This window comes from Spirosoma spitsbergense DSM 19989 (assembly GCF_000374085.1).
GTDB classification, from domain to species: domain Bacteria; phylum Bacteroidota; class Bacteroidia; order Cytophagales; family Spirosomataceae; genus Spirosoma; species Spirosoma spitsbergense.
This window is the reverse complement of the sequence record NZ_KB893550.1, coordinates 16,427-38,844: the sequence shown is the minus strand read 5'-3', so window position 1 is coordinate 38,844 and position 22,418 is coordinate 16,427. Positions and strand designations below refer to the sequence as shown.

The 22,418-nt window shown below is 49.1% G+C and carries 20 protein-coding genes; 10 read left to right on the top strand and 10 right to left on the bottom strand.

All coding sequences use genetic code 11. The annotated features are described in order from the left end of the window. Positions 1 to 127 precede the first annotated feature (127 nt). Positions 128 to 2,428 carry a tetratricopeptide repeat-containing sensor histidine kinase gene (locus B157_RS36870; RefSeq protein ID WP_020604592.1) on the top strand — a complete coding sequence of 767 codons (2,301 nt, stop codon included), beginning with the start codon at positions 128 to 130 and terminating at the stop codon, positions 2,426 to 2,428. Next, positions 2,418 to 4,391, top strand: coding sequence for a sigma 54-interacting transcriptional regulator (locus B157_RS0117410; RefSeq protein ID WP_020604591.1), 1,974 nt, complete (start codon positions 2,418 to 2,420; stop codon positions 4,389 to 4,391). The genes B157_RS36870 and B157_RS0117410 overlap by 11 nt, the downstream gene beginning before the upstream one ends. 54 nt (positions 4,392 to 4,445) lie before the next feature. Here the strand turns inward: B157_RS0117410 and B157_RS0117405 are convergent, their stop codons facing one another. Together B157_RS0117405 and B157_RS0117400 are read right to left on the bottom strand one after the other, a co-directional pair. After that, positions 4,446 to 4,865, bottom strand: a complete 420-nt coding sequence (locus B157_RS0117405) for a response regulator (protein ID WP_020604590.1) — start codon at positions 4,863 to 4,865, stop codon at positions 4,446 to 4,448. A 43-nt stretch (positions 4,866 to 4,908) separates the two neighbouring features. Next, complete coding sequence (locus B157_RS0117400) at positions 4,909 to 5,529, bottom strand: pyridoxamine 5'-phosphate oxidase family protein (RefSeq protein ID WP_020604589.1); 621 nt, start codon at positions 5,527 to 5,529, stop codon at positions 4,909 to 4,911. 550 nt (positions 5,530 to 6,079) lie between these two features. Here B157_RS0117400 and B157_RS0117390 point away from each other — a divergent pair. Both B157_RS0117390 and B157_RS0117385 read left to right on the top strand, forming a co-directional pair. Further along, on the top strand, positions 6,080 to 6,553 hold the full coding sequence (locus B157_RS0117390; RefSeq protein ID WP_020604587.1) for a nuclear transport factor 2 family protein: 474 nt from the start codon (positions 6,080 to 6,082) through the stop codon (positions 6,551 to 6,553). A gap of 58 nt (positions 6,554 to 6,611) precedes the next feature. Then, positions 6,612 to 7,196 (top strand): DsbA family protein, encoded by a 585-nt coding sequence (locus B157_RS0117385; RefSeq protein WP_020604586.1) that lies wholly within the window; start codon positions 6,612 to 6,614, stop codon positions 7,194 to 7,196. A 288-nt stretch (positions 7,197 to 7,484) separates the two neighbouring features. Here B157_RS0117385 and B157_RS37510 read toward each other — a convergent pair whose 3' ends face one another. After that, positions 7,485 to 7,955 carry an RES family NAD+ phosphorylase gene (locus B157_RS37510; RefSeq protein ID WP_084761831.1) on the bottom strand — a complete coding sequence of 157 codons (471 nt, stop codon included), beginning with the start codon at positions 7,953 to 7,955 and terminating at the stop codon, positions 7,485 to 7,487. Positions 7,956 to 7,963: 8 nt separating this feature from the next. Then, positions 7,964 to 8,377 carry an antitoxin Xre-like helix-turn-helix domain-containing protein gene (locus tag B157_RS0117380; RefSeq protein WP_020604585.1) on the bottom strand — a complete coding sequence of 138 codons (414 nt, stop codon included), beginning with the start codon at positions 8,375 to 8,377 and terminating at the stop codon, positions 7,964 to 7,966. 366 nt (positions 8,378 to 8,743) lie between these two features. Between B157_RS0117380 and B157_RS40535 the strand changes: the two genes are divergently transcribed. Together B157_RS40535 and B157_RS0117370 are read left to right on the top strand one after the other, a co-directional pair. Continuing rightward, positions 8,744 to 8,917, top strand: coding sequence for a DUF5996 family protein (locus B157_RS40535; protein ID WP_425423206.1), 174 nt, complete (start codon positions 8,744 to 8,746; stop codon positions 8,915 to 8,917). Positions 8,918 to 9,043: 126 nt separating this feature from the next. Continuing rightward, the gene (locus B157_RS0117370; protein ID WP_020604584.1) at positions 9,044 to 9,736 is read left to right on the top strand and encodes an SDR family NAD(P)-dependent oxidoreductase; all 693 of its coding nucleotides are present in this window, start codon (positions 9,044 to 9,046) and stop codon (positions 9,734 to 9,736) included. Positions 9,737 to 9,834: 98 nt separating this feature from the next. Here B157_RS0117370 and B157_RS0117365 read toward each other — a convergent pair whose 3' ends face one another. Then, on the bottom strand, positions 9,835 to 10,236 hold the full coding sequence (locus tag B157_RS0117365) for a response regulator (protein WP_020604583.1): 402 nt from the start codon (positions 10,234 to 10,236) through the stop codon (positions 9,835 to 9,837). Between the two features lie 608 nt (positions 10,237 to 10,844). On the opposite strand from B157_RS0117365, the gene B157_RS0117360 reads away from it, so the two are divergent. Beyond that, a complete protein-coding gene (locus B157_RS0117360; protein WP_041952160.1) occupies positions 10,845 to 12,908 on the top strand; it encodes a sigma 54-interacting transcriptional regulator in 2,064 nt (687 codons plus the stop codon). 36 nt (positions 12,909 to 12,944) lie between these two features. On the opposite strand, the gene B157_RS35550 is transcribed toward B157_RS0117360, so the two are convergent. Beyond that, positions 12,945 to 13,514, bottom strand: coding sequence for a DsbA family protein (locus B157_RS35550; RefSeq protein ID WP_020604581.1), 570 nt, complete (start codon positions 13,512 to 13,514; stop codon positions 12,945 to 12,947). Positions 13,515 to 13,546: 32 nt separating this feature from the next. Further along, positions 13,547 to 14,155, bottom strand: coding sequence for a nuclear transport factor 2 family protein (locus tag B157_RS0117350; protein WP_245565118.1), 609 nt, complete (start codon positions 14,153 to 14,155; stop codon positions 13,547 to 13,549). A 398-nt stretch (positions 14,156 to 14,553) separates the two neighbouring features. On the opposite strand from B157_RS0117350, the gene B157_RS0117345 reads away from it, so the two are divergent. Continuing rightward, positions 14,554 to 16,812 (top strand): histidine kinase dimerization/phosphoacceptor domain -containing protein, encoded by a 2,259-nt coding sequence (locus B157_RS0117345; RefSeq protein WP_169521751.1) that lies wholly within the window; start codon positions 14,554 to 14,556, stop codon positions 16,810 to 16,812. Positions 16,813 to 16,833: 21 nt separating this feature from the next. Beyond that, the gene (locus tag B157_RS0117340; RefSeq protein ID WP_020604578.1) at positions 16,834 to 17,103 is read left to right on the top strand and encodes a hypothetical protein; all 270 of its coding nucleotides are present in this window, start codon (positions 16,834 to 16,836) and stop codon (positions 17,101 to 17,103) included. 199 nt (positions 17,104 to 17,302) lie between these two features. On the opposite strand, the gene B157_RS0117335 is transcribed toward B157_RS0117340, so the two are convergent. The 3 genes from B157_RS0117335 to B157_RS0117325 form a co-directional block, all read right to left on the bottom strand. After that, entirely contained in the window at positions 17,303 to 18,088 is a 786-nt protein-coding gene (locus B157_RS0117335) for an alpha/beta fold hydrolase (protein WP_020604577.1), read from the bottom strand. Positions 18,089 to 18,235: 147 nt separating this feature from the next. Then, positions 18,236 to 19,024, bottom strand: coding sequence for an alpha/beta hydrolase (locus B157_RS0117330; protein WP_020604576.1), 789 nt, complete (start codon positions 19,022 to 19,024; stop codon positions 18,236 to 18,238). 93 nt (positions 19,025 to 19,117) lie between these two features. Next, entirely contained in the window at positions 19,118 to 19,921 is an 804-nt protein-coding gene (locus tag B157_RS0117325) for an alpha/beta fold hydrolase (RefSeq protein WP_020604575.1), read from the bottom strand. 572 nt (positions 19,922 to 20,493) lie between these two features. Between B157_RS0117325 and B157_RS35545 the strand changes: the two genes are divergently transcribed. After that, positions 20,494 to 22,287: a tetratricopeptide repeat-containing sensor histidine kinase gene (locus B157_RS35545; protein WP_169521749.1), complete on the top strand. Its 1,794-nt coding sequence runs from the start codon at positions 20,494 to 20,496 to the stop codon at positions 22,285 to 22,287. Positions 22,288 to 22,418: the final 131 nt, after the last annotated feature.

Below are 22,418 nucleotides of genomic sequence, written 5' to 3'. Positions count from 1 at the left end.
CTATTCTCGCCTATGATTGGGAGTCAGTGGGTCGCTCTGGCCGACAGTCTGATGTGGGTACTCCTGTCCGATAGTGCCGATATTCGACTGGTATCAGTACTTTTTAAGTTGGGCACTTAATGCAGTTATGCGACAAATTATCAATACAGGCTTCCTACTCTGGTTCATTGGTCTGACCTTGTTGGTTGGCCCGGTTGAAGCGCAGTCGAACCAGCCAATTGGGGGCGATAGCTTGAAAAAATTACTTTTGTTATCAAAGCCTGATACCAGCCAGATCATACAGTTAGTGGCATTGAGTCATAAGTATGTAATCAAACCCGGAGAATCTGTTCCTGATCTTGATACGGCATTACTGCTCAGTGAGCAGGCTTATAAGCACAGTCGCTCCCTGGGTTATGTAAGGGGGCAGGGGTTGAGTTACCTGGTCGCGGCACAGGCGAACCGTGAAAAAGGCAACAGGCATTTGGGCATGCGGTTGAATCAGCAAGCAGGCAATCTTCTAATGAAAGTTGGCACTCCAGAAGATCAGGCGGATACCTTCATCGAAAAGGCCGCTTATTACTCCGTTTCCAGTGAAGACCTTATTCAGCAAGTCTGTCTTTACGAGAGAGCGGTTGCTCTCCTACAGCGATCAGGAAATAAATTAAAACTGGCTGATGCGTTGATGTATCGGGGCGACTTATACCAATTACAAAGTAATAATACGAAGGCCTTAAAAGACCTCCTCCAGGCGTTGTCGCTTTACCGTTCAACTGGCTACGATCACCTACAGGAAATATATGATTTACTTGGATTTGTGTTCAGTAAAATGGGGGATTATGAGGAAGGAATTAAGTACGGCTTACTCGCCATGCAAACCGTGGAGGCTGCCAGAGATACGGTTAAATTAGCTAAAGTTTATAGCCGACTTGGTAAAACCTATCATGAACTAAACCAACCCGATAAAGCGCTCATCTATTATAATAAATCCTTACATAGCGCCCAAACACAACATCGCAGAAGTACGATAATTGCGCTGGCAACTACAATTAGTGCTATACTGGATAACTTCACCGGGGAAACTGTAAAAGACCTGCGAATAGAAGAAGCGCTGGCTTATTTAAAGGAAATTATTAAAAGACGGCCAGCCGATAAAGATGACATTGACTGCCGCATGGCTATAGCGACCTGTTACGTAAATTATTACAGCAAATTTACGCATGAATATGCCAAAGCGCAGCACTACTGTGGCCAACTGGAAGCCATGCTTCAAACCAACCTTGGGCAGGATTATCACCTCTATATGTATCGGACCCTGATTCCATTTTACATAAGCAACAAACAATATGAAAAAGCTCGTTTAACGTTGAATGTAAACGAAAAACTGTGTCAGCAGGCACATTATACGAAGGAGCTGGCTATTAATCATTTGTGGTGGTTTAAACTGGATTCTGCGGAGGTTAATTATGCCTCGGCTATCAGACACTACCAGCGATACAATACCTTAACAGATTCATTAATTAATGAAACGACAAAACAGCGAACGGCTCTGTTCGAGGTTCAATACGAAACCCAGGAAAAAGAAAAAAAGATTGTTGGGTTGCGGCAGGAAAGTAGGTTGCAGGAAATGAAAATACAGAAAGCGGAATCGACCCGTAACTTTATTATAACCGGAGCCATTATGTTAAGCCTATTGTTGGGATTAAGTTATAACCGATACCGCTTGAAGCAGCGCAGTAACCGGCAACTCCAGGAACGGCAGGAAGAAATAAACCTTAAAAACACCACTCTTCAGTTATTACTGACGGAAAAAGAATGGCTACTGAAAGAAATTCACCACCGGGTCAAGAACAACCTTCAGGTGGTGATGAGCCTGCTCAACTCTCAGGCCAGTTATCTATCGGATCTAACGGCCCTTTCGGCCATTCAAGAGAGTCAGCACCGGGTGCAGGCCATGGCCCTGATTCATCAGAAACTCTACCAGTCTGAGCAGGTAGCCCGGATTGCGATGCCGGCATACATTCAGGAAATGGTGGCTTACCTGCGGGACTCCTATGACCTACCCCAGCCAATCCATTTTGTGCTGGACGTAGAACCCATCGAACTGGATGTGACCCAGGCAGTACCCTTAGGGCTAATCATCAATGAGGCCGTTACCAACACCCTCAAATACGCTTTCCCGGATGGTCGTTCCGGGAGGGTGAGCCTCTCGCTGCGTCAGTTGAAGCAGAGTGTACACGAACTTATAATAGTAGACGATGGAGTCGGCTTACCAGCGGGCTATAATCCCATGAACAGTAACTCACTGGGTATGACGCTTATGCGGGGTTTCAGTGAGCAATTGGGGGGCGAGTTGCAGGTAAGCAGTAACCCCGGATTAACAATTACGTTAGCGTTTGGCGACGAGCATCTAAATCCAACTTCTACCGGTACAAATTATGCCTATTGACACAACGAACCTCCAGGGATCTACGCAAACCATTCTGATTGTAGAAGATGAGTTCGCCGTAGCCAATGATTTGCGCCTTATTCTGGAAAGAGCGGGCTACAGGGTAAGCGGGACTGCTCTTTCGGTAGCCAGGGCGTTGGAAATTAACCGTCAGCAACGACCGGATCTGGTTCTGGTCGATATTCACCTGAAGGGTGCCGAAACGGGTATTGATCTAGCCCGCCAGCTTAATGCTGATAACATTCCTTTCGTCTATTTATCAGCGAACACCAATGCCAGTATTTTAGAGGAAGCCAAAGCGACCAAACCCTACGGCTTCCTGGTCAAACCCTTCCGCGAAAAGGATGTGCTGATAGCCCTGGAAATTGCTCACTATCGCCATGCGCATAGTATGGAGGTTCAGATACGCCAGGAACAGGCTTTGCAAATCGACCTGACCGATGCGCTTTCGGAGCCAGGAGATTGGGAACATCGACTGTTGAAAGTCACCCGGCTTTTTCAGGCCCATATTCCCTTCGACTATATTATTTTGGGATTAGAGAACGATAAAAACCTCAATACCTTCCGTTCTTGTAGTTTCTTCCGGACGGGTTATGATGAATACCAGACCATCTGGACAAATAACTTTCTGGAAATGACCGGCATGTCTTTGGAGAAGTATCGTCAGATTCGTGGTCAGGTTGCCTACGATGGTCCGAGTATCTACGTTGGCGATGCCTTCGAGGCTGTTTGTCGCCAGAATCCCCTCAAAAAACTCATCGCCAGAACATTTCGGTTACAATCGAATGTGATTATGCCCTTTCAAACGGCCCAAAACGGTCGATTTTTTCTTAATTTTTTCAGCCGTCAGCCAGCTACGTACCAGCCCTATCACTTAATGCTACTGGAGCGGTTAAAACACTCATTGACCCTGACGGTGGACCGTTTACTGGCTTTTGACAAGATTGAACAACTCAGTGAGCAATTGCGTCAGGAAAATACGTACCTACTCGAAGAGGTAAAGACGGGGGCTAACTTTGAGGAAATTATCGGAACAAGTCCTGCTTTATGGAATGTCTTTAAAAGTATTGAACAGGTTGCGCCAACGGATTATACCGTCCTGATTCAGGGCGAAACGGGCACGGGTAAGGAATTGATTGCCCGGGCGGTTCACAATCGCTCAACCCGCAGCACGAAACCATTGATCAAGCTAAATTGTGCCGCATTACCCGCTAATTTAATCGAATCGGAGTTATTTGGTCACGAGAAAGGTGCTTTTACAGGTGCTTCCGATAAGCGGATTGGTAAGTTTGAATTAGCGAATGGAGGTACTATTTTCTTGGATGAAATCGGTGAATTACCCCTGGAACTGCAACCTAAACTGTTGCGTGTTTTGCAGGAGAAAGAGATTGAACGCGTTGGCGGCAAGGGGCCTATTCAGTGTGATGTACGGGTTATTGCGGCCACCAATCGTAATCTTCAACAGGAAGCCGTTGCTGGCAATTTCCGTCAGGACCTCTATTATCGATTAAATGTTTTCCCTATTAATCTGCCTCCACTTCGCGAACGACGGGAGGATATAACTCTGCTGAGTACTTACTTCCTGCGAAAGATTGCTAAAAAACTGGGTAAGAAACTCGTAGGAATTTCGGACATTTCGTTACGCCAGATGAATGACTACCACTGGCCGGGTAATATACGGGAGTTGGAACATTTACTGGAGCGGGCCGCCATCATGAGTACCACGCCTGAAGTTTCCCTGATTGAACCCCTTACTCCCATCTCCACAGTGGTTGATTATCCCAGCCAGTCGGTCGCTGCAGTCAAACCTTTTGACCAGGCCGAACGGGAAAATATTCTGGCGGCTTTGCAACAAGCCAGGTACCGAATTCGTGGCAAAGGCGGAGCCGCTGAATTATTGAATGTGAAACCCACAACGCTGGAAGCTAAAATGGTCAGGATGAATATTAAGAAGAGTGAGTAAAGATGGCTGTTGAGCGGGAATCTCCTCACTCAACTAAATGGTACGGATATAGGATTAAGAGCGCGATGAACCGAGCCAGATTTGAATACAGGAATGGAGCAGCTTAGTCACCTCGGAGAAGTCGCCCGGTTTAACGATGAAAGCGTTGGCCCCTGCCCGGTAGCACCGCTCCCGGTCTTCTTGTGCCTGAGAGGTTGTCAATACAACCACGGGTATATCGCGGTAATGGGTTGACTGTTTGAGCAGGTTTAATAACTCAAAACCATTTAGGCAGGGCATGTTTAAATCAGTGATAAGCAGAGACGGTGGCCGCTGGCACTTCTGTAAATAAGTCAGCACATCCCGGGCATCTGAAACCGTAACTACGTTCAAATTTAAGGGTAATTGGTCAATAGCATAATCCATTAAAAAGCGGTCATCCTCGTCGTCGTCCACGATTACAACATCGGCAAATAGGTTGGTGCCTGTTTTCATAGCAGATAGAATTAGGTGGTGGGTAAATTACAACTGATGGGTGCTATAAGCTCTCAGTTGCTTTCTGTCGATATCGAGCCAGTTCCGTTTCCAGACTCCGAACATATTCATCCCGGTCGAGCATGGCTGCCGCAATATCCTCAGCTGTGTACCGGGGAGTAATGTGTTGCGGGCAGTTCCAGTCGTAGGCTTGCACAGTCAGGACCATCATTCGCTCGGGGCGGTGCGGGTAGTCGGCTGGGTCAAGTAAATCAAATAAATCCGATTGGTCAATTAACTCGACTATGGCTGCTTCAGCATAAAACTTCAACCGGGCACGCCGGGGGTAATCCACCATAATCAGCGAGACCTTCGGATGAGTGAGGATGTTGCCAACGGAAATGTATTGACGGTTACCGACAAAATCGACAAACCCGATATGGTCATTATCAATAACTTTCACAAATCCCTTAGGACCACCTCTGTGCTGAATATACGGAAACCCGTTCTCTCCGATACTCGCCATATAAAAGCTATCGCGTTCGGCGATAAATCTTATTTCCTGATCGGTCAGGCCATCAAGGAAACTATAGTTCTCCTGACGGGCATAGGCACTACGGCTGCCAAAACGTTCCTGAAGTTTTCTAACTGGATCGGTAAAAGCCAGGGTTGCGTAATTCTGCATGGGGAGTGGAATTAACTGGTTTATATAAACGGAAACTGACCGAGCAAATCAGCCGAAACGGGGGCTAAATCCATTATTATAGATAGCTTCCTGAGTCGACAGCTTGAAAAAAGGGTGCCAGAATGCTCAGTGCTTAACAAGATTGGGCCAAAACCACGTTGAACGGCATGAAATGGCCAAGAAGTTATTGCTGGCCATTAATAGATTGTTGTAACAATCGAACAAAAACTCTACATTATTGGAGACTCCATTAATCCATCTCCATCCTTGTAGAGTTTTCGTCAGTAAATAGAAGCAGGAAATAGCGTACGCTTAGCTTAGAAAAGTTTTTTAACAGAATAAAAGAATAGTATTTCAATGGCAAGGCATAGTTAGTAATCCCGATATTAATTGATTAAGCTACTGAAAATTAAGTAGTTGAAAAATAATGTTGCCAACAATCATGTTGACCAATGATTTTATCGTGGGGTAAAGTTTTTCCTCGGTCGTTCCCCCGGATACACTGGCCCCGCTGTTGCTATATGCTGGTAATACGTTAAAACCATTTACCATGAAATTACTGGTCGACTTTCTCCGCAGCCTATTTGGCCCTTCTTTTTCTACCCTGGTCGAAAATCTCCATATTCGTTTACTTAACGACTGGCTTGTCGAACGCGGTGTCTCATTTGTTCACCCTCGCTGTCTTTGGAAAGTAGCTAATGGTCATCCCTGCGAAGGTGTTTTTGTAGGTCAGGACTTCTATAGCCAATACATCCGGGAGATCAATAACACCTACTCCGATTGGCATGAGATTGTCAACGATATTATCGGCTCCCGGATTGGCGGTATCGTTGTTGGTGAGTATCAGTTTCGTTGTAAAGAAAATGACTTCTGGTACACAGCCCCATTTACCCATTTTTACCGGATTCATCAGGGAAAGATCGTTGGCGTCCGCTATTGTATGGGCGAGGTAAGTATCCGGCTTCACTGTTCCCAAGAACACATGAACGTATCAACCCTTTTCGCCTTTCACTCGCTCAATTAGTAATCCTATCTACTCCTTTCTGTTCATTATCCAGCGTTACAAACGGCATTTTTATAGTATGAATTCTCGATCCAACCACTTCTTTACTAACGCCGGCCCCCTGGCAGACACCATTGAGTTAATGGAGTTTGGTGACTTCGCCTGTTCGCAATGCCGAAGCATCAGACAACACATTATCACGGTTTTCGACGCGTTTAATGATCGACTCACCTACACTTTCTATCATTTTCCTAATCATCTAAGTGAATCTTCAGTTCTGGCTGCTTTGGCTGCTGAAGCGGCTCGTCGGCAAGGTTGTTTTTGGCCTATGTTCCAAGCGTTATTCACCCAGCCAACTATCAATCGCACCACCCTTTCCATCTTGGCCGTCTATTTAGGAATGAATCACAATCAATTCCTTGACGATTTAGATGACGAACATTTACAGTTACGTATTGAAACCGATCAACAGGAAGGTCATCGACTTGGGGTGATCAAAACGCCGACTCTTTTTGTGGGTGGGCAACAATTTCACGGAAAATTGACCCAGTCCAGTTTGAGTTCAATTATACGTTCTCAATTAAGTCGAAATCGTCAGCCTATTCTGAGCAAAGTTGACTCCGAAAGTGGTACGATTTATTGGGGTAAAAGTGAATGGGGCTAAGTTATCAATACCATTTTCAAGGCGGACCCAATCAACCCTACACTATATGAGTTCCATAGTCAGATTAATGGATCCACTCATGACTCTTTCCCGAATAGACTGATTGTTTAGGCACAGTCGGCTAGAGTCGGATGGTAGCGGCTAACCGCCCGCGACGGCGTATCGTGCCGAACCTAAGGAAGAAAAACCTACTCCATCCCCCTTTCACACCCTGGCCAGCTCTGGACGGATTCGGAGGTTTTCATGAACGATAGAATAAGTAGGAGGAAAGAAGCAAACCTAAAGACTCTAAACGGATGATCGCCAAAGTCGACGATCGACGGGCTGAATCTCTTGGCCCACAATTTGAATCGTATCAAACAACGGATGAGCCGGGTGGAGAAGCACATTGTAAGACAGGGGTACCAGTACCGATGGTAAGGCAACGCCCAATTGGTCGGGCATAGCTAACCAGTCTTTTAACCAAGTTTGGGTTCGCTCATAGGTCTCGTCTTGCCAATAGTCAGGTAGCTGGTCTCGGCTATAGTAGCGGATAGCATCGGGAACTTCCAACGAAAACACCCAGTATGTAGGCAAATCCTCGTAGCGGACGCCTGGAGCATGAGCTAAGGTCTCCACTAAACCTAACTCAGGCGTTGAGGTTGCATATAACACGCCAGTACCTTTAGGATTCCAGCGGCCACCAAATAAGCGGCTACCGACTACCGATAAGGGTTCATGTCGATACTTGTCCCGGATGATGCGATACAGAAGTCCCATAAGGCCAATCAGGCAGGCAACCCGTAATCTAAACGGCCCAGCACATCATCGGCCAGGCCAAAGCCTGTTACCGTATCGAGCAGTTGTAAAGGAGCTTGACTAGCCAATTCCCGAATAGGGGTTCGCAGCCATTGCAAAACGGTCGGCCTGCGACCCTCAAAGGTATCTAAGGCATGGATTAGCAGATTCTTCATTAATAGCAGTCGCTCAGAAGCATCCACACTAAAGCGTTGCTCATTCTTGAGTCGGTGTAGATTACGGGGCGTCATATTGAGCGCATACGCCATCTCTCGGTCTGTCAGCCCCACTAAAGCGGCTACCTCATCAACTTGGGAACGTAGGACTCCTTGGCGTGATGAATTAATAACACCAAAGGGCGAAGATCGAATCGAATGTGCAGATTGATGAACTGGGCTTTCCATGGGAAGGGTGAATTACGTCACAAATGTAAGTGAAATAAGTCATCCTGACAAGCTCTTTCTTTTGCTATCGAAACAGCAATACGTCCGAATGATTTTGAGACAAGACATTTTGTATCGTCCGAATCAAACTGGGGCTGGTCAAGAAGTGAATGGGGAATAAAAAGGAAGACTCTTACCCCCCTTTCCAACCGACAGTACCGAAAAATCATCCCCGCAAAAAGCCATGCTAGCAGAAGCTGAACACGGCTTTTTTATTCGGCTTACTGTGCTGGCTTAATCAACTGATTGTTTCAGAATCATTACCCTACACCACCGGACTTTGGTCAGCAATCCATTAAACCTACTGAAGCGTTTTTTAGTCCCTAAATGGGCGAGTTTTTGTTACCTTATGATGTCGTACGGAAGGCTGTTAACCCGGAACAGGTGTTGCTATCTTTCCTGAATACAACGGACGCAGTTGTCGCCCAAACAGGACACTGGTCCCGAACTGAACTTGAATGCGACCTTACCTCTTTTGAAACCAGGGCGGGCCGTTTGTAATCAACGCGAATCAGAATGATATGGCTAACTACGTAGTCCTGAAAATCATCTTGCTCAATACCAGGCATTTAATTTGCGTAATGCTCACGGACATCAACACAAACACTCAATTAAGAGAACGTATACATGGAAACACCTGCATCCATCCTTGTTACCGGAGCCGCCGGGCATCTGGGAACCAGTGTAGTTCATGAACTGCACCAGCTTGGCTACCGAGTACTGGCTGTAGTAGGCTCGAAGAAAGACATTAGCATATTCGAGCACCTCGAACGGGTAACGAGCTATGCTGTCGACCTGCTAGACCCGTCCGGGGTCGCTGATTTTATGGATACGATTCGTCCGCAGTCGCCCCGTGCAGCCGTTTTGTTAGTCGGCGGATTTACTGCGGGGGGATTTGCCGAAACGAACGTCGAAGCCTTAGAAGCCATGTTCCGGCTTAATTTCCTGACGGCTTACAACATGGTACAGCCAATGCTGCCCGTTTTTGACGCCAGGGGCGGTGGACAATTTATTCTGGTGGGAGCTAAACCCGCACTAATGCCGGATGTGGGAAAAGGGCTGGTTGCCTATTCGCTCAGCAAATCCTTAGTGTTTGACCTGGCCCAACTTATCAATGCCTACGGACAAGGTAAAGCTATTTCAGCCACGGTTATCGTACCCGGTACGATAGATACTCCGCCTAACCGAAAAGCCATGCCGGATGTGGACCCCGCCATATGGGTTACGCCCGAAGCTATTGGTAAAACGATTGCCTTTGTGCTGTCAGACACAGGCCAGATGATGCGTGAACCGATTTTGAAACTCTATAATCGGTCCTGATGGAATACCTTAGTTGGTGGAACTACCCTGGGTTCTTAGGGAGAAATTGACATTATCAAGCCCAGTTCACACCGTGTAGACATCACCAATACCTATTACTAATGATCCCAAACCCTGACTAAGCAACGAATCAGTTCAGTCAGGTCGGTTAAGCAGTTGGGTTTGGTGATAAACGCATTTGCCCCTGCTGCGTAACAACGGCACCGGTCATTGGGGGACGCCGACGTAGTGCAGACGATGACCGGAACCGATTGGTAGCGAGGTTGAAACCGTAACTGCTCGACCAGCTCCACGCCGTTCATGCGGGGCATGTTCAAATCAGTAATGATGAACAGAGGAACCGGAACGATTTGCAGGTAATCAAATGCTTCTTCACCGTCGCAGGCCAGCACCTGCTGAATCTGCGGACACGCCCGCTCGAACGCCTGGGTCATTAGCCAACGGTCGTCTTCATCGTCGTCAACGATGAGTACGCAAGCAGGATTAGAGAAATTCTTCATACGGGTCGGTTAAGGACAAGCCAGACGCTGGCATCCTGACTATCTACCGGCGATTTTGGGGCCAAGTGGCAGAATTTCACCTTATATCTCACGAACCCCCGTACGGGCCGATAAATCCACTATTTCCCCATTAAATACTCTTGAATACGATTGATTAAACTCCAGAAATTTGGGCTTTTAGGTAAATTCTCCGGTACAACTGGAGGCTGTTCTCCTATCAGTTATCAGCCCCGCTTCGGCTTTCTAAACGCCGTAGCGATGCCGTAAAAAGCAATTGATAGCGTTACCCCAGGAGCTTGGAGGTCTCCAGAAAAACTGGATTTATCAAAAAAACCTGGAGTCCCTTTCCCGGTTACCCCGCGTGCCGATGGTACAAAAAAGTAACTGAGAGAAAAAAAAGGGCAGAATGAAATTTTTTTTTAGCCCGTACTTATCCTGATGTTTATTAAATTAGCTATGAGTTTGGGACTTCGAATGTTCAAAAAAGATCGTCGCCTGATGAATAAGGTTCACCTGATACATGCCCGGCTCCAAACGGGTGTAATTCTTGATAGCTAAGTGGTAGTACATCGACGTATTTTCTCCTCCTTCTTCTTAACGCTCATGTAATGCATCACCCCACCCATCCGGCCCTTGCTTCACCGTCTTCCTGTCAGGTGCTGATTGTCGAAGATGAATACATTATTGCCAATGACCTGGAGCTTATCCTCCACGAAGCGGGCTACATCGTTACGGGCGTAGCCGACTCCGTCCCTGAAGCCCGGACGCTGATTGACCAGCAACGGCCCGATATGGTGCTGCTCGATATTTATCTGAAAGGTAAGGAAACCGGTATTGACCTGGCCCGGCACCTGGAGAGCGAAGCCATCCCGTTCATTTACATTTCCGCCAACGACAATCAGAGTGTGCTGGAAGCGGTAAAGGCTACCCAGCCGAGCGGCTATGTTGTAAAGCCGTTTCGGGAAAAAGATGTACTCACCACTTTGGAAATTGGTCGGTACCGCTACGCGCACAGTGTTGAGATGAAACTGCGCGAGGAAAAAGCACTGCAAATTGCGCTTACCGATGCCCTGTCGGAAGCCGGTAGCTGGGAAGAGAAACTGCTTAAAGCGGCCATGCTACTACAGGAGCACATACCATTCGATTTTCTGGCCATCCAGTTTTGCCGACAACAGACACAGCGCAGTTACAACTTCTACCGGGTTGGTTTCGAGGAGTATCAGGTGCTTGGAGTAGACGATATTCAGCCGCTCAGCCGCGTTTCAGCCAGTCAGTTACTGGCCATGCAGGCGAAAGCGACCCACCACGACGCTCAGCGGTATACCGAATCGTCGTTCGCCGACTTTTGCCGGACAAATCCTTTCGGGCAGGTCCTGGCGCAGACGTTTCGGCTGGAATCCGCTCTGGTTATGCCGCTAAAAATCAACATTAATGATTCATTCGTAATATCCTTTCTGAGCCGTAAACCCGATACGTATCAGTTTCGGCATCTGAGTTTGCTGGAACGCTTAGAACAGCCCATCGTGCTGATGCTGGAACGGGTGCTGGCCTTCGATGAAGTGGCCCGGCTCAGCGAACAGCTTCAGCGCGAAAAGACCTATCTGCTGGAAGAAGTCAAAACGTCGGCCAATTTTGACGAGATTATCGGTCGGAGTCAGTCCCTGTTGCGGGTGTTCGACCAGGTCTCGCAGGTGGCTTATACTGACACGACCGTACTGGTGCTGGGCGAAAGCGGTACGGGGAAAGAACTCATTGCGCGGGCCATTCATAATCTGTCGGGCCGAAAAGACCGGATTCTGGTCAAGGTCAACTGTGCGGCCTTACCCGCTAATTTGATCGAATCGGAGTTATTTGGTCACGAGAAGGGCGCGTTTACGGGGGCCTTGGAGAAGCGCACCGGCAAGTTTGAACTGGCCCAGGGCGGCACGATTTTTCTGGACGAAATTGGGGAGATGCCCCTCGAACTCCAGGCTAAGCTGCTGCGGGTATTGCAGGAGAAAGAGATTGAGCGCGTAGGTGGCAAGACGCTCATTAAAATCGACGTGCGCGTGATTGCCGCCACCAACCGGCAGTTGGAAAAAGAGGTATCCGAAGGTCGTTTCCGGATGGATTTATACTTTCGGCTGGCTACGTTTCCGATCACGCTGCCCCCGCTACGCGAACGCATGGAAGACATTCCACCCCTGGCCCAGTTTTTCGCCCAGAAATCGGCCCGGAAAATTGGTCGGTCGCTGCGGGGTATCAGTCAGGGTATGCTGGCCGAACTGCTCACGTACTCCTGGCCGGGCAATATCCGGGAGTTGGAAAACGTCATGGAGCAGGCCGTCATTATCAGCGATGGTCAAACGCCCCTGGAACTGGGTCGTCCGTTGGTCGGCAATCTGTTTGCCCTGAATTTATTTGCTACCGGGCCAGACACCCGGACCGGACAGCCGGGGCAACAAACCACTACTACGCCACCCAAAGACCTACACGATGTCCGGCAGATTCAGCAGCAAACCGAGCGTGAGTACATTATGGCGGTGCTCCAACAAACCAATGGGCGCATTCGGGGCAGTGGCGGAGCGGCTGAGTTGCTGAACCTGAAACCAACCACGCTGGAGTACCGTCTGGAGAAGCTGGGCATCCGAAAAACAATGACTGTGCAACCGACCTCATTTGACAGCGACTGACCGATTCTGACTGGTATTTCGGCCTGGCTGGTCTGATTATATCCAGTCGCCCCGCCCCCAATTAACTGCGCCCGTAGCCGGGTCCACTTTGCTTAGAACCGGTTGACTAAGGCAATCTACGTGCCGGTGCAGGATGGGAGCCAGCCGTGAGTGGGTCAGCTTGCCATGAAACTGCTGCCCATTTATAAAGAAGGTCGGTGTCGTCACTACCCCCAGCCGATGGCCCTCATGGCGGTCCGTCTCTACGTAGTGGCGGAGTTCTTCATCCTGTATATCCTGGTGAAACTGCTCGTAATCCAGCCCCACATACAACGCCAGAATAGACAGGATGGACTGACTGATAACGGGTTGTTTAAAAATTGCGTTATACATCGGCCAGAAATAACCCTGTCGTCGGGCGGCTTCGGCGGCCACGGCGGTCAGCATCGAGAGTTCATTCTGCCGGGCCGGAAAATAGCGGTAGGTGTAGGTAACCAGCCCATCGAACGTGCGCAGAATACCACTCAATACGTCCCGGCTTTGACGGCACCGGAGACATCCGAAGTCGCCGAATTCGACGAGTTCGACAGTGCCCGAAGGTAAGTCTGTGTTGGCTAATAAGTCCATAACTTTATTGACATAAAAAGAGGAAGAAGGTATCAATTGAGTGAACAAAAAGAAGTCAGACTAACTAAATCATTTGTGGATTGGACACTTGGCAACTGCATGCGTACATCACCCATGTAAAAGCGTACACCGACAATTTTCCCCTGGTGAATGCGGTAAAAATGGCTGAATGGAGCCGCGTGCCAGAGGCCACTTGCTGTGTGTCGGAATTGATATTCACCCGTAACGATGCCGCCTGATGCTGAGCCGATCACCTCATTAACTACCTGATGCCAGGCCGAATACGAATCGGCCAGATAGCAGGTGTAGTGGTCATATACATACTGGCCTTCGTAGACGCCCTGGTGAGGATGGCCGTTGTTCAGTATCCAGACGCAGTGTGGGTGAATGAAGGTAGGGTCTGGTGTTATAAGCCAGTCGTTCAGCAGTCGAATGTGTAACGCGTCGATGAGTTGGGCGGTTGGCGGGCCAATGAGCCTACGGAGAAAAAGGATGATGGCTTGCATGACAGTTGATTCAGGACTAAAACCGGATGGCCTTTGTGTACAGTGAGTCAATTGCTGTGCCATGCGTTGTAAATCGGGATGGGAAACGGAGAAGCTGCCGTGAATCAACGCAGACGAAGCTTTTAGTTTATTCATCTCGTTTGACGCAAGAGAACGCCCCCCGAAGACCTCCAGCTATTTGGAGGGTAGATACGGAGAACTCCAAAAAAATCAGTACGTAGCGCATCGATGCCGAGTGAGCCAGACTCTCTCTCTATATATGTGTGCCGCTGGAATCAGGTCTTGTTTTTGCTAGAGGGTCATGAACCTGTGATGGCTAGCTATTATGTCCTACCCTCGTAACCAAGTTAATTTTGATAAAGTCGTTGCTCATATTCATGCGTTTGCCTCCCGTTCTATGCCGTTCCAGCAACAAGGCGAATAATCGGCCTGTTCACTGGGCATCGGTATCAGCAGGACGGTTTTGTTGGCTGTTGGCCTTGCTGGTAACGACCTGTTTTCTTTCGGTTAATGGGCAGGGTCTAAATCGGCAAATGGTTAATCAGATACTGTCACAATTGCCCGGCACAAAGGCTGATACCAGCCGAATAAGACTGTTGATTGATGTTGGCAAATTTCACCTGCACAAGCCCGGCGGAGTCGAAGCCGACTTAGATAGCAGCCGGACGTATTTACTGGCCGCCAAACGCCTGAGTGATTCCCTGCGGGTGCCGACTTGGCAGCGCGAAGCGGAAACGTTGCTGGTCATCAACTGCCTAGAGGGGGGTGATAGCCCGCTCGCTCACCGCCTTTTTACGCAGTTAATCAACCGGTGCCGACAGACCCACGACAAAGCGTCTGAAGCGAACGCTCGCTTTGCCTTCGGCTATTGCATGAACTTTACGACCAAAGATTTCCCCGAAATATTCGCTAATTATAAGCAGGCGATTATCCTATATCGGCAGCTTCATGATGATGAAAAAGAGATTGGTGTCTTGAAAGAAATGGCTTCTATCCACACCAATCAGGGACAACTTGCTTTGGCCGACAGCGAGTTTCATGAGGTGCTGAGCCGCTACAAAGCCATTCATTACCCCAAACTTCATTACACCTACAATTGGTTGGCCACGATTAGTCGGTTGCGGGGCGATTTTAATAAAAGTCTGTACTATTCGCTGCAATGCATCGAGAGCATGAAACGGACGCAGGATACCGTGTCGGCCGCCAGTTTTTATGGGAACCTCGCTCAAATGTATCTGGAGTTGGGTAGGCAGCCGCAGGCCGTTGCCTGGTATAAAAAGACGCTGACCAGATGGCGGCAGGATAAATTACCCAATTTCGGGATGTACAGTGCGGCTAATGTGGTGGTTAGTGAATTGATTCGTCAGCATAAAGCCCCGGAAGCCCTGAAGCTGATTAACGGGTTAGTGACCGAAATTCCCACCATCAATTTCATTCAGAAAGGGTCCGTAGCCCAGAGTCTCGCTTACTGCTACGACGCGCTGAACGACGAGAGTCTGGCTGAAAAATACTACGTGGAGGCCATGCAGTACTACAAAGAAGCCAACCACGATTTCGAAATGTCGCGCCGGGCACAATTGGAGGTGGGGAAGTTTTATCTGAAACATAACCAGTTCAAAAAAGCTGATTTTTACGTCAGGCCGCTGCTAATTGATTCAACCCAGAAAAACTCGCTCGCCAGCCTGAAAGACATTCATTATATACTCTTTAAAATCGACTCGTCGGAGCGCAACTACCTGTCGGCCATCCAGCATTTTACCCGCCACAAAGCTCTGAATGATTCTATTTTCAACGTAACCAAAAGTCGGCAGTTTGCCCAGGTAGAAGTGCAATACGAAACGCAGAAAAACAAACAGAACATTGCCCTGCTGCGGAAGCAAAGCAAACTACAGAGGAGTGAATTGAAGCAGGCCCAAACCACCCGTAACGGCATCGTGGCGGGTATCGTTTTACTGACTGGTTTGCTGGCCGTGAGCTACAATCGCTACCGGATTAAGCAACGCAGCAACCGGCTACTGGAGGCCAAACAGCTTGAGATCAATCAGAAAAACCAGTCCTTAGCTCAGAGTAACCGACTATTGGAAGCCAAACAACTTGAAATTAACCAGACTAACCAGGCTCTGCAACGACTTTTACAGGCCCAGAATCAACTTTTGGCCGAAAAGGAATGGATGCTCCGGGAGATTCATCACCGGGTCAAAAACAACCTCCAGGTTATCACCAGCCTGCTCCACTCCCAGGGCCTGTACCTCAAAGACGAAGTGGCCAGCGCGGCCATTCGTGAAAGTCAGAACCGGGTACATACCATGGCCCTGATTCACCAGAAACTCTACCAATCCGACCGCCTGGCAGCCATCCCGATGGGCGAGTACGTGACCGAAATTATCGACTACCTCTTGGATTCGTTCGATAGAGCGGATACGGTCAGCAAGCAAACGGATGTAGTGGCGGTGGAGTTGGACGTAACATTAGCGGTGCCACTGGGCCTGATTATTAACGAAGCGGTGACTAACTCGCTCAAGTATGCTTTCTTGAATCAGCAACGGGGTACCCTTAGCGTTCAGGTGGTTCGGTTAGACAACGCCACCTACCGGCTGACCATCAGCGATGATGGCGTTGGTTTACCCACCCATTTCAACCCACGCACCAGCCGCACAATGGGCATGAATCTGATACGGGGCCTGAGCAAACAACTCGGCGCAGACCTGACCATCAACTCCGACGCGGGCGTACAAATCAGGCTGGACTTTACGGAAGAAGCTGTGAGCCGGGACTACGTGAAAGAAATCTAAACCTGTTTAGCCAATCCGTCCATGAAAACGTTTTTCGTTCTGGCCTTTTGGTTTCTGCTTTCGCTGCCCGCCCCGGCGCAATCAATGCCCCCGATTGATAGTCTGTGGCACCGGCTGGCCCACGCACCCGCCAATACCAATAGCAGCCGGGTTAAGCAACTGCTGGCTTTTGCGCATCTATATGTGTCTAAAATGAGCGAGTTAACGCCTGATTTAGATTGGGCGCTACTTCTGACTCAGCAGGCTTACCCGCTGAGTGGTTTATTATGCCGTTGTGAGTACATAAGTTGATCGTAATCAGTGTACCCAAAAAAATTAGCCCGAACCTAAAATAGTCCGGGCTAACTAGTTAGTCCACATTCACTACTACGAATCTGTCGGCTGCATCGTGCTAATTCTCATAAGGTATCCCGTTGGTAAAGATGTACTGCCAACCCTGGAACGGCAGTCAATAGCTTTCATCCGAATTGGCAGGCTATCCTAATGGCCACTATTGGCTGCTTATTTTCCGGGCCGCGTCAATAATAAAGGTGGCTACTTTATCCGGTTGGGCCAGCATGGGTACATGACTGGTTTTAACTTCCAGCGTGGTGGCTTTCATTGTCCTGGCAAACTGACGTTCCAGCTCCGGGCTGATCATCCTATCTTCAGCGGCTACGATATACCAGGAGGGTTTAACTTTCCAAGCTGCCTGGCTAACCTTATCGGTAGTACAAACAGCCGCCCAGGGACCTTGTGTCGCCAGCACAAGTTTTCGCTCTGCCAGGGGTAAGTCCTGACAAAAGTCCTCAAGTATACCCTTGGGCGTTAAGGACAAAAAGCCGGAAGCGTCCGGTTTTGCTTCGCTAAGACCGGGTGTGGGCGGAAAGCCCCTCGAGGCATCGACCAGCGATTGGTTGTCATCAGGGGCAAAAGCCGCTACGTAAACCAGCCCCGCCACTTTGGGGTCAGTACCCGCTTCGGAAATGACGACCCCTCCCCACGAATGACCAACCAACAGGACCGGTCCATCCGTTAGGGCAATGGCCCGTTTTGCAGCCGATACATCGTCGGCTAAGGAACTGAGCGGATTCTGTACTGCCACCACGTGCAGGCCTCTGGCTTCCAGCAGGGGAATAACCTTGGCCCAGCTCGATCCGTCGGCAAAGGCTCCGTGAACAAGAACAATGTTTTTCACTCCGGTTGGGGTGACCTGAGCGGCTATCTCCTGGATTTGGGAAAGAGTCATACTGATACTGAGTAGTGCGCCAAGAATGGCGCGGCTGAGACTACACATGGTTGATTATTGTTTAGTTAGCGGATTGATTGAGATGATTTTCGTTGGATTGCCCCGGCCAGTACAAATAAATAGCGCACCTACGGTGGCTCGACGAAGCCCTTTAACAGCCCGAAATCGGGAATCCTTGTCACTAAAATAGTCGAACTAAACAGTCGTGCTCTCCAGCCAATTCCGGATATAATCGGCATCTTCGCGCCAGGTAGGTTGCCCCAGTACAAAATGATTACGACCCTCAAATTCCTTATAGTCGGTCACGGATCGGCTGTCTTTATACTTCTCGTAGTTGGTATGATTCAGCGAAGCCGGAATGATGTGGTCGGTGCTGCCCGACGTAATGAGCAGCGGAGGGTGATATTTATGGAAATCGATGTGGGCCGCGTCGGTCAGGCCATCCCGTGATACTTTTTTCGACTCCGGCACGACAAACTTGTCGTAAGCTTCGCGCTGCGCTTTCAGCGGCATTCCGTTCGTGAAAATGTACTGCCAGTCCTCAAAGGACATCAAGTAACTCTCATCCGAGTCGGTGAATAGGCCTAACGGGTGCCAGGTGGATTTATAGAACGACAGTTCCAGCGTGATAACCCCCTGCGGAGGCACCGGGTGAATGGCGACTCCCGCCGTTCCCAAATCGCGCTGGAGCAGCAATTGTACCATCAACCCGCCAATAGAATGCCCAATCAGGATAGGTTTCTCCCCGTAGCTCCGGGCAATCAGCGCGTAGTAATCGGTTAGTTGCGCCAGCCGAATGGCCGCAATGTCCGGGTCGGGCTGTCGGCTACGGAGTACGGCGGGCGGAGCATCCTTGTGGGGCCAGGGGGGCGCACTGCACGCATACCCGTGGCTGGTGAAATAAGCAATCCACTCGTCCCAGCAGTTATTACCCACGAAGGCACCCGTGATGAAAAGTATAGGTCGTTTTTTGGTCGTTTCCATGTTCGTTAAATTGAGATTATTCCTGAATTTGGCAACTTGATTTGAAAATGAACGGTAATAGCTATACGTAGTCAACTTACAACTGAATTTTCATCAGTTGGCCATAGTTAGCAGCGCGTTTGTTACCTGGTCGGGGATGGACAGAAAGGGGCAGTGACTACTGTTGAGCGTGACCGTGTTTTTTATGCCGGCCGCAGCCACCATCCGCTTCTGAAGTGGTAATCCCACCGCCTGATCCTGCGTGGTGTAGATGTAGTACTTATTTACCCGACCGAAATTAGCCGGGGTTATGGAAACGGGATTCGTAAACGGAATAGCGGGTTCGGGTCGGTAATTATCCACTACTAATTTCTTCACCGCATCCGAGCCATCCGCAATGAAAACCGGCACAACCCGGTCGGGTTTAAGTCCCAGAGTAAGTTGGTCGGCAGAGGGAACCAGGGCGGTGCCAAGCTGCGACGTACTGTCGGTACTCGCCAGGGCCAGCAGTGATTGACCATTGGCGGGCAGAAACGCACCGATGTACACCAGCTTGTCGATACGGTCCGGAATTTTTTCGGCCGTTGCCGTTATGACCATGCCCCCCAGGCTGTGACCTACCAGAACGACATTACCGGTAATGCTATTGATGGCTGTTACGACTTTGTCTCGGTACGCGTCAATCGTCAATGTAACGGGCGGGGTCATATCCGATCCGTGACCGGGCAATTCGACCACGACGACCTTCTGGCCTTTCTGCTCTAACTGGCTTTTGACGAATTGCCAGGCGTAGGGAGCCTGCCATGCACCATGAACCAGTACGAAGGTTTTGGCGGGAGCCGGATTGTCGTTATCCGAACAGGATTCAATTGCCAGCAACGTGCAAGCAACTAATACGGAAAAAATAAGCTTTTTCATGCGTTTCGATTTTTGGTTTGACATTAACAGGTAATGCAATCCTTACCGAGCCAATTGCGATTCACGTGCCAGGAGTGCTAGTAGCCAGGGCATTGGTATAAATAGGCGATTTAGGCCACGTGGGCCATTTTTTGCCTGTTGGATAGTTTTGCTGCTTCATTCAGACAACTCCAAAAAGTTTAGAGCCAGGTGTAAATCTCCAGAAATGCTGGAGTCAATTTGGGAAGTTGGTAACGTTAATACGTATCAACTTTGGCCGTATCTTTAGACTACTCATTTAGCCAGAAAACCCATTGAAAATTAGTTGTTCAGCTATCTCAACCGCGATACTTCCCGCCGGAACAAGCTGGGCAAGGTTCTTATTAACTATAGTCGCATTACTGTGTACTGGGCCGTTAGCTACTGCTCAACCGGACACACTGCTCAACGAACTAAGCCGGTTAGTAGCATCCAACAATACTGATACCAGCCAGAGACAGGCGTTTGTGGATTTGAAGCGGGTCGTTGAATCGGGTGAACGTACACACGATAGAGCGGCAGAAAGCAGGGCCTGGTTTAGGATGGGGGCCAGCATGACCCGAAGTAATTTATATTACATACCTATTCTGGGCTGCTATAATCAGGCCCTCTTGCTGATCCGCCAAATTAACGATACCCAGCAGGAAGCTCTCGTTTTGTTGGCCAGGGGCGAACTCTACTGCATCCAGGGTGATCTGAAACGGGGTGAAGGCGAAATTCTTAAGGCGGTGTCCATTCAACAGACCCATCAGTATCCAGCCCTCTACCAGGCTTATTTGCAGTTAGCTGATGTCAATATGTACCGAGCTGATTTCAACAAAGCCCTTTCTTATGTACTTAACGCAATCAAAATCAAGGAAAATAACCATCAAATTGATGGGCTGGCTGCTGCCTATAAAAAGTTGGGCGACATCTACTTTGAACTGGGGCAATTTGATAAAAGCATCAATGCCTATAAAGATGCTCTGGCCATTGACCGACAAAATGGCCAGACGATAATTGATACCTCTATTGCCAAGAAATTAGCCCGGGCGTTAATTAAGTTGAACAGGGTCCCCGAAGCACTGCGCTTTCTGCTGGGTCTGTCCCCAGAAAATTCTAATCCAGAAGCTAGATATGCCTCTCTGATGGAAATCAATGAAAGTATTGGCGAGTGCTACGCGGCACTGAAACAATACAAGCGGGCAGAACTATTTTACCGAAAAAGTATTTTGGCGGCTAAAAACGTGCCGGATTGGGGGGCTCGGGTGGCTGACCTGGGTATCAGCCGATTTTACGTAACAAGCGGGCAATACCAGAAGGCAACACCCCACCTGCGGCAACTGATTGAGGCACCTGAAGGACAGGTTCCGCTCAATGTTCTGATGGAAGTTCACTGGATGAGTTTCAAAGTGGATTCGGCAGCGGGTAGGTATGTGGCCGCTATCACCCACTTCCGGCAGCATAAGGCCTTAAGTGACTCTATTTTCAGCGAAGCCAGAAGCCGCCAGCTAAGCGAATTACAGGTCCGATACGAGACCCGTAAAAAAGAGCAGCAGATTAAGTTGTTGATAGAAAAAGAGCAACGGGAGAAAACCACCCGGAATAGCTTTATAGTCGGGGCCATTCTGCTGACGGCTTTACTCGGCGTAAGTTACAACCGCTACCGATTGAAGCAGCGCAGCAATTATCAGCTACAGATTCAGCAAAACGAAATTACCCGGCAAAATCAATCGCTTCAAAAGCTTGTCGGTGAGAAAGAGTGGATGCTCAAAGAGATTCATCATCGGGTTAAAAACAACCTTCAGATAATCACTAGCCTACTTCACTCGCAGGGTCTTTACCTTAAAGACCCGGTGGCGATGGCCGCCATTCGCGAAAGTCAGAACCGGGTCCACGCTATGGCCCTGATTCACCAGAAACTCTACCAGTCGGACCGGTTGGCGGCCATTCCCATGCGTGATTATGTCAACGAAATCGTTGATTACCTGATTGGCTCCTTCGACCGGGCGGACATCATTACGAAACAGATTACGGTTGCGCCAGTAGATCTGGATGCTACGCTTGCCGTACCGCTGGGCCTAATCATAAACGAAGCCGTCACTAACTCGCTCAAGTACGCTTTTGACCCCGGTCAGCGGGGTGCCCTAAGCGTTGGGCTGTCGGTGCTGGACAGCCGAAGGTATCTACTGGTCATCCAGGACGACGGGAAGGGAATGCCTCCTACCTTTAACCCCGTCAAAAGCAAGACGCTGGGCATGAGCCTGATGAGGGGATTAAGCAAACAGATCGGAGGAACGCTACAAATTGAGCAGCAGGAAGGTGTACAGATACGGCTGGAATTCGCCGAAGCCCTCGCTACTCAGTAGAAACGCACAATGATTCCGCATGAGCCAACTCCAGGGATTCTGTAGTTGGTTGACATTTCCGGTTTGTCGTCCAGTTATTTCGGAGGGGGGTATGATGATAAACGGCCCGAACGAGTCAGAATGGTCCTTTG

What these genes read in the sequence shown, in the direction of transcription:
- B157_RS36870 (WP_020604592.1), top strand. Translation starts at nt 128, where the DNA reads ATGCGACAAATTATCAATACAGGCTTCCTACTCTGGTTCATTGGTCTG.
- B157_RS0117410 (WP_020604591.1), top strand. Translation starts at nt 2,418, where the DNA reads ATGCCTATTGACACAACGAACCTCCAGGGATCTACGCAAACCATTCTG.
- B157_RS0117405 (WP_020604590.1), bottom strand. Translation starts at nt 4,865, where the DNA reads ATGAAAACAGGCACCAACCTATTTGCCGATGTTGTAATCGTGGACGAC.
- B157_RS0117400 (WP_020604589.1), bottom strand. Translation starts at nt 5,529, where the DNA reads ATGCAGAATTACGCAACCCTGGCTTTTACCGATCCAGTTAGAAAACTT.
- B157_RS0117390 (WP_020604587.1), top strand. Translation starts at nt 6,080, where the DNA reads ATGAAATTACTGGTCGACTTTCTCCGCAGCCTATTTGGCCCTTCTTTT.
- B157_RS0117385 (WP_020604586.1), top strand. Translation starts at nt 6,612, where the DNA reads ATGAATTCTCGATCCAACCACTTCTTTACTAACGCCGGCCCCCTGGCA.
- B157_RS37510 (WP_084761831.1), bottom strand. Translation starts at nt 7,955, where the DNA reads ATGGGACTTCTGTATCGCATCATCCGGGACAAGTATCGACATGAACCC.
- B157_RS0117380 (WP_020604585.1), bottom strand. Translation starts at nt 8,377, where the DNA reads ATGGAAAGCCCAGTTCATCAATCTGCACATTCGATTCGATCTTCGCCC.
- B157_RS40535 (WP_425423206.1), top strand. Translation starts at nt 8,744, where the DNA reads ATGGGCGAGTTTTTGTTACCTTATGATGTCGTACGGAAGGCTGTTAAC.
- B157_RS0117370 (WP_020604584.1), top strand. Translation starts at nt 9,044, where the DNA reads ATGGAAACACCTGCATCCATCCTTGTTACCGGAGCCGCCGGGCATCTG.
- B157_RS0117365 (WP_020604583.1), bottom strand. Translation starts at nt 10,236, where the DNA reads ATGAAGAATTTCTCTAATCCTGCTTGCGTACTCATCGTTGACGACGAT.
- B157_RS0117360 (WP_041952160.1), top strand. Translation starts at nt 10,845, where the DNA reads ATGCATCACCCCACCCATCCGGCCCTTGCTTCACCGTCTTCCTGTCAG.
- B157_RS35550 (WP_020604581.1), bottom strand. Translation starts at nt 13,514, where the DNA reads ATGGACTTATTAGCCAACACAGACTTACCTTCGGGCACTGTCGAACTC.
- B157_RS0117350 (WP_245565118.1), bottom strand. Translation starts at nt 14,155, where the DNA reads ATGAATAAACTAAAAGCTTCGTCTGCGTTGATTCACGGCAGCTTCTCC.
- B157_RS0117345 (WP_169521751.1), top strand. Translation starts at nt 14,554, where the DNA reads ATGGTTAATCAGATACTGTCACAATTGCCCGGCACAAAGGCTGATACC.
- B157_RS0117340 (WP_020604578.1), top strand. Translation starts at nt 16,834, where the DNA reads ATGAAAACGTTTTTCGTTCTGGCCTTTTGGTTTCTGCTTTCGCTGCCC.
- B157_RS0117335 (WP_020604577.1), bottom strand. Translation starts at nt 18,088, where the DNA reads ATGTGTAGTCTCAGCCGCGCCATTCTTGGCGCACTACTCAGTATCAGT.
- B157_RS0117330 (WP_020604576.1), bottom strand. Translation starts at nt 19,024, where the DNA reads ATGGAAACGACCAAAAAACGACCTATACTTTTCATCACGGGTGCCTTC.
- B157_RS0117325 (WP_020604575.1), bottom strand. Translation starts at nt 19,921, where the DNA reads ATGAAAAAGCTTATTTTTTCCGTATTAGTTGCTTGCACGTTGCTGGCA.
- B157_RS35545 (WP_169521749.1), top strand. Translation starts at nt 20,494, where the DNA reads ATGACCCGAAGTAATTTATATTACATACCTATTCTGGGCTGCTATAAT.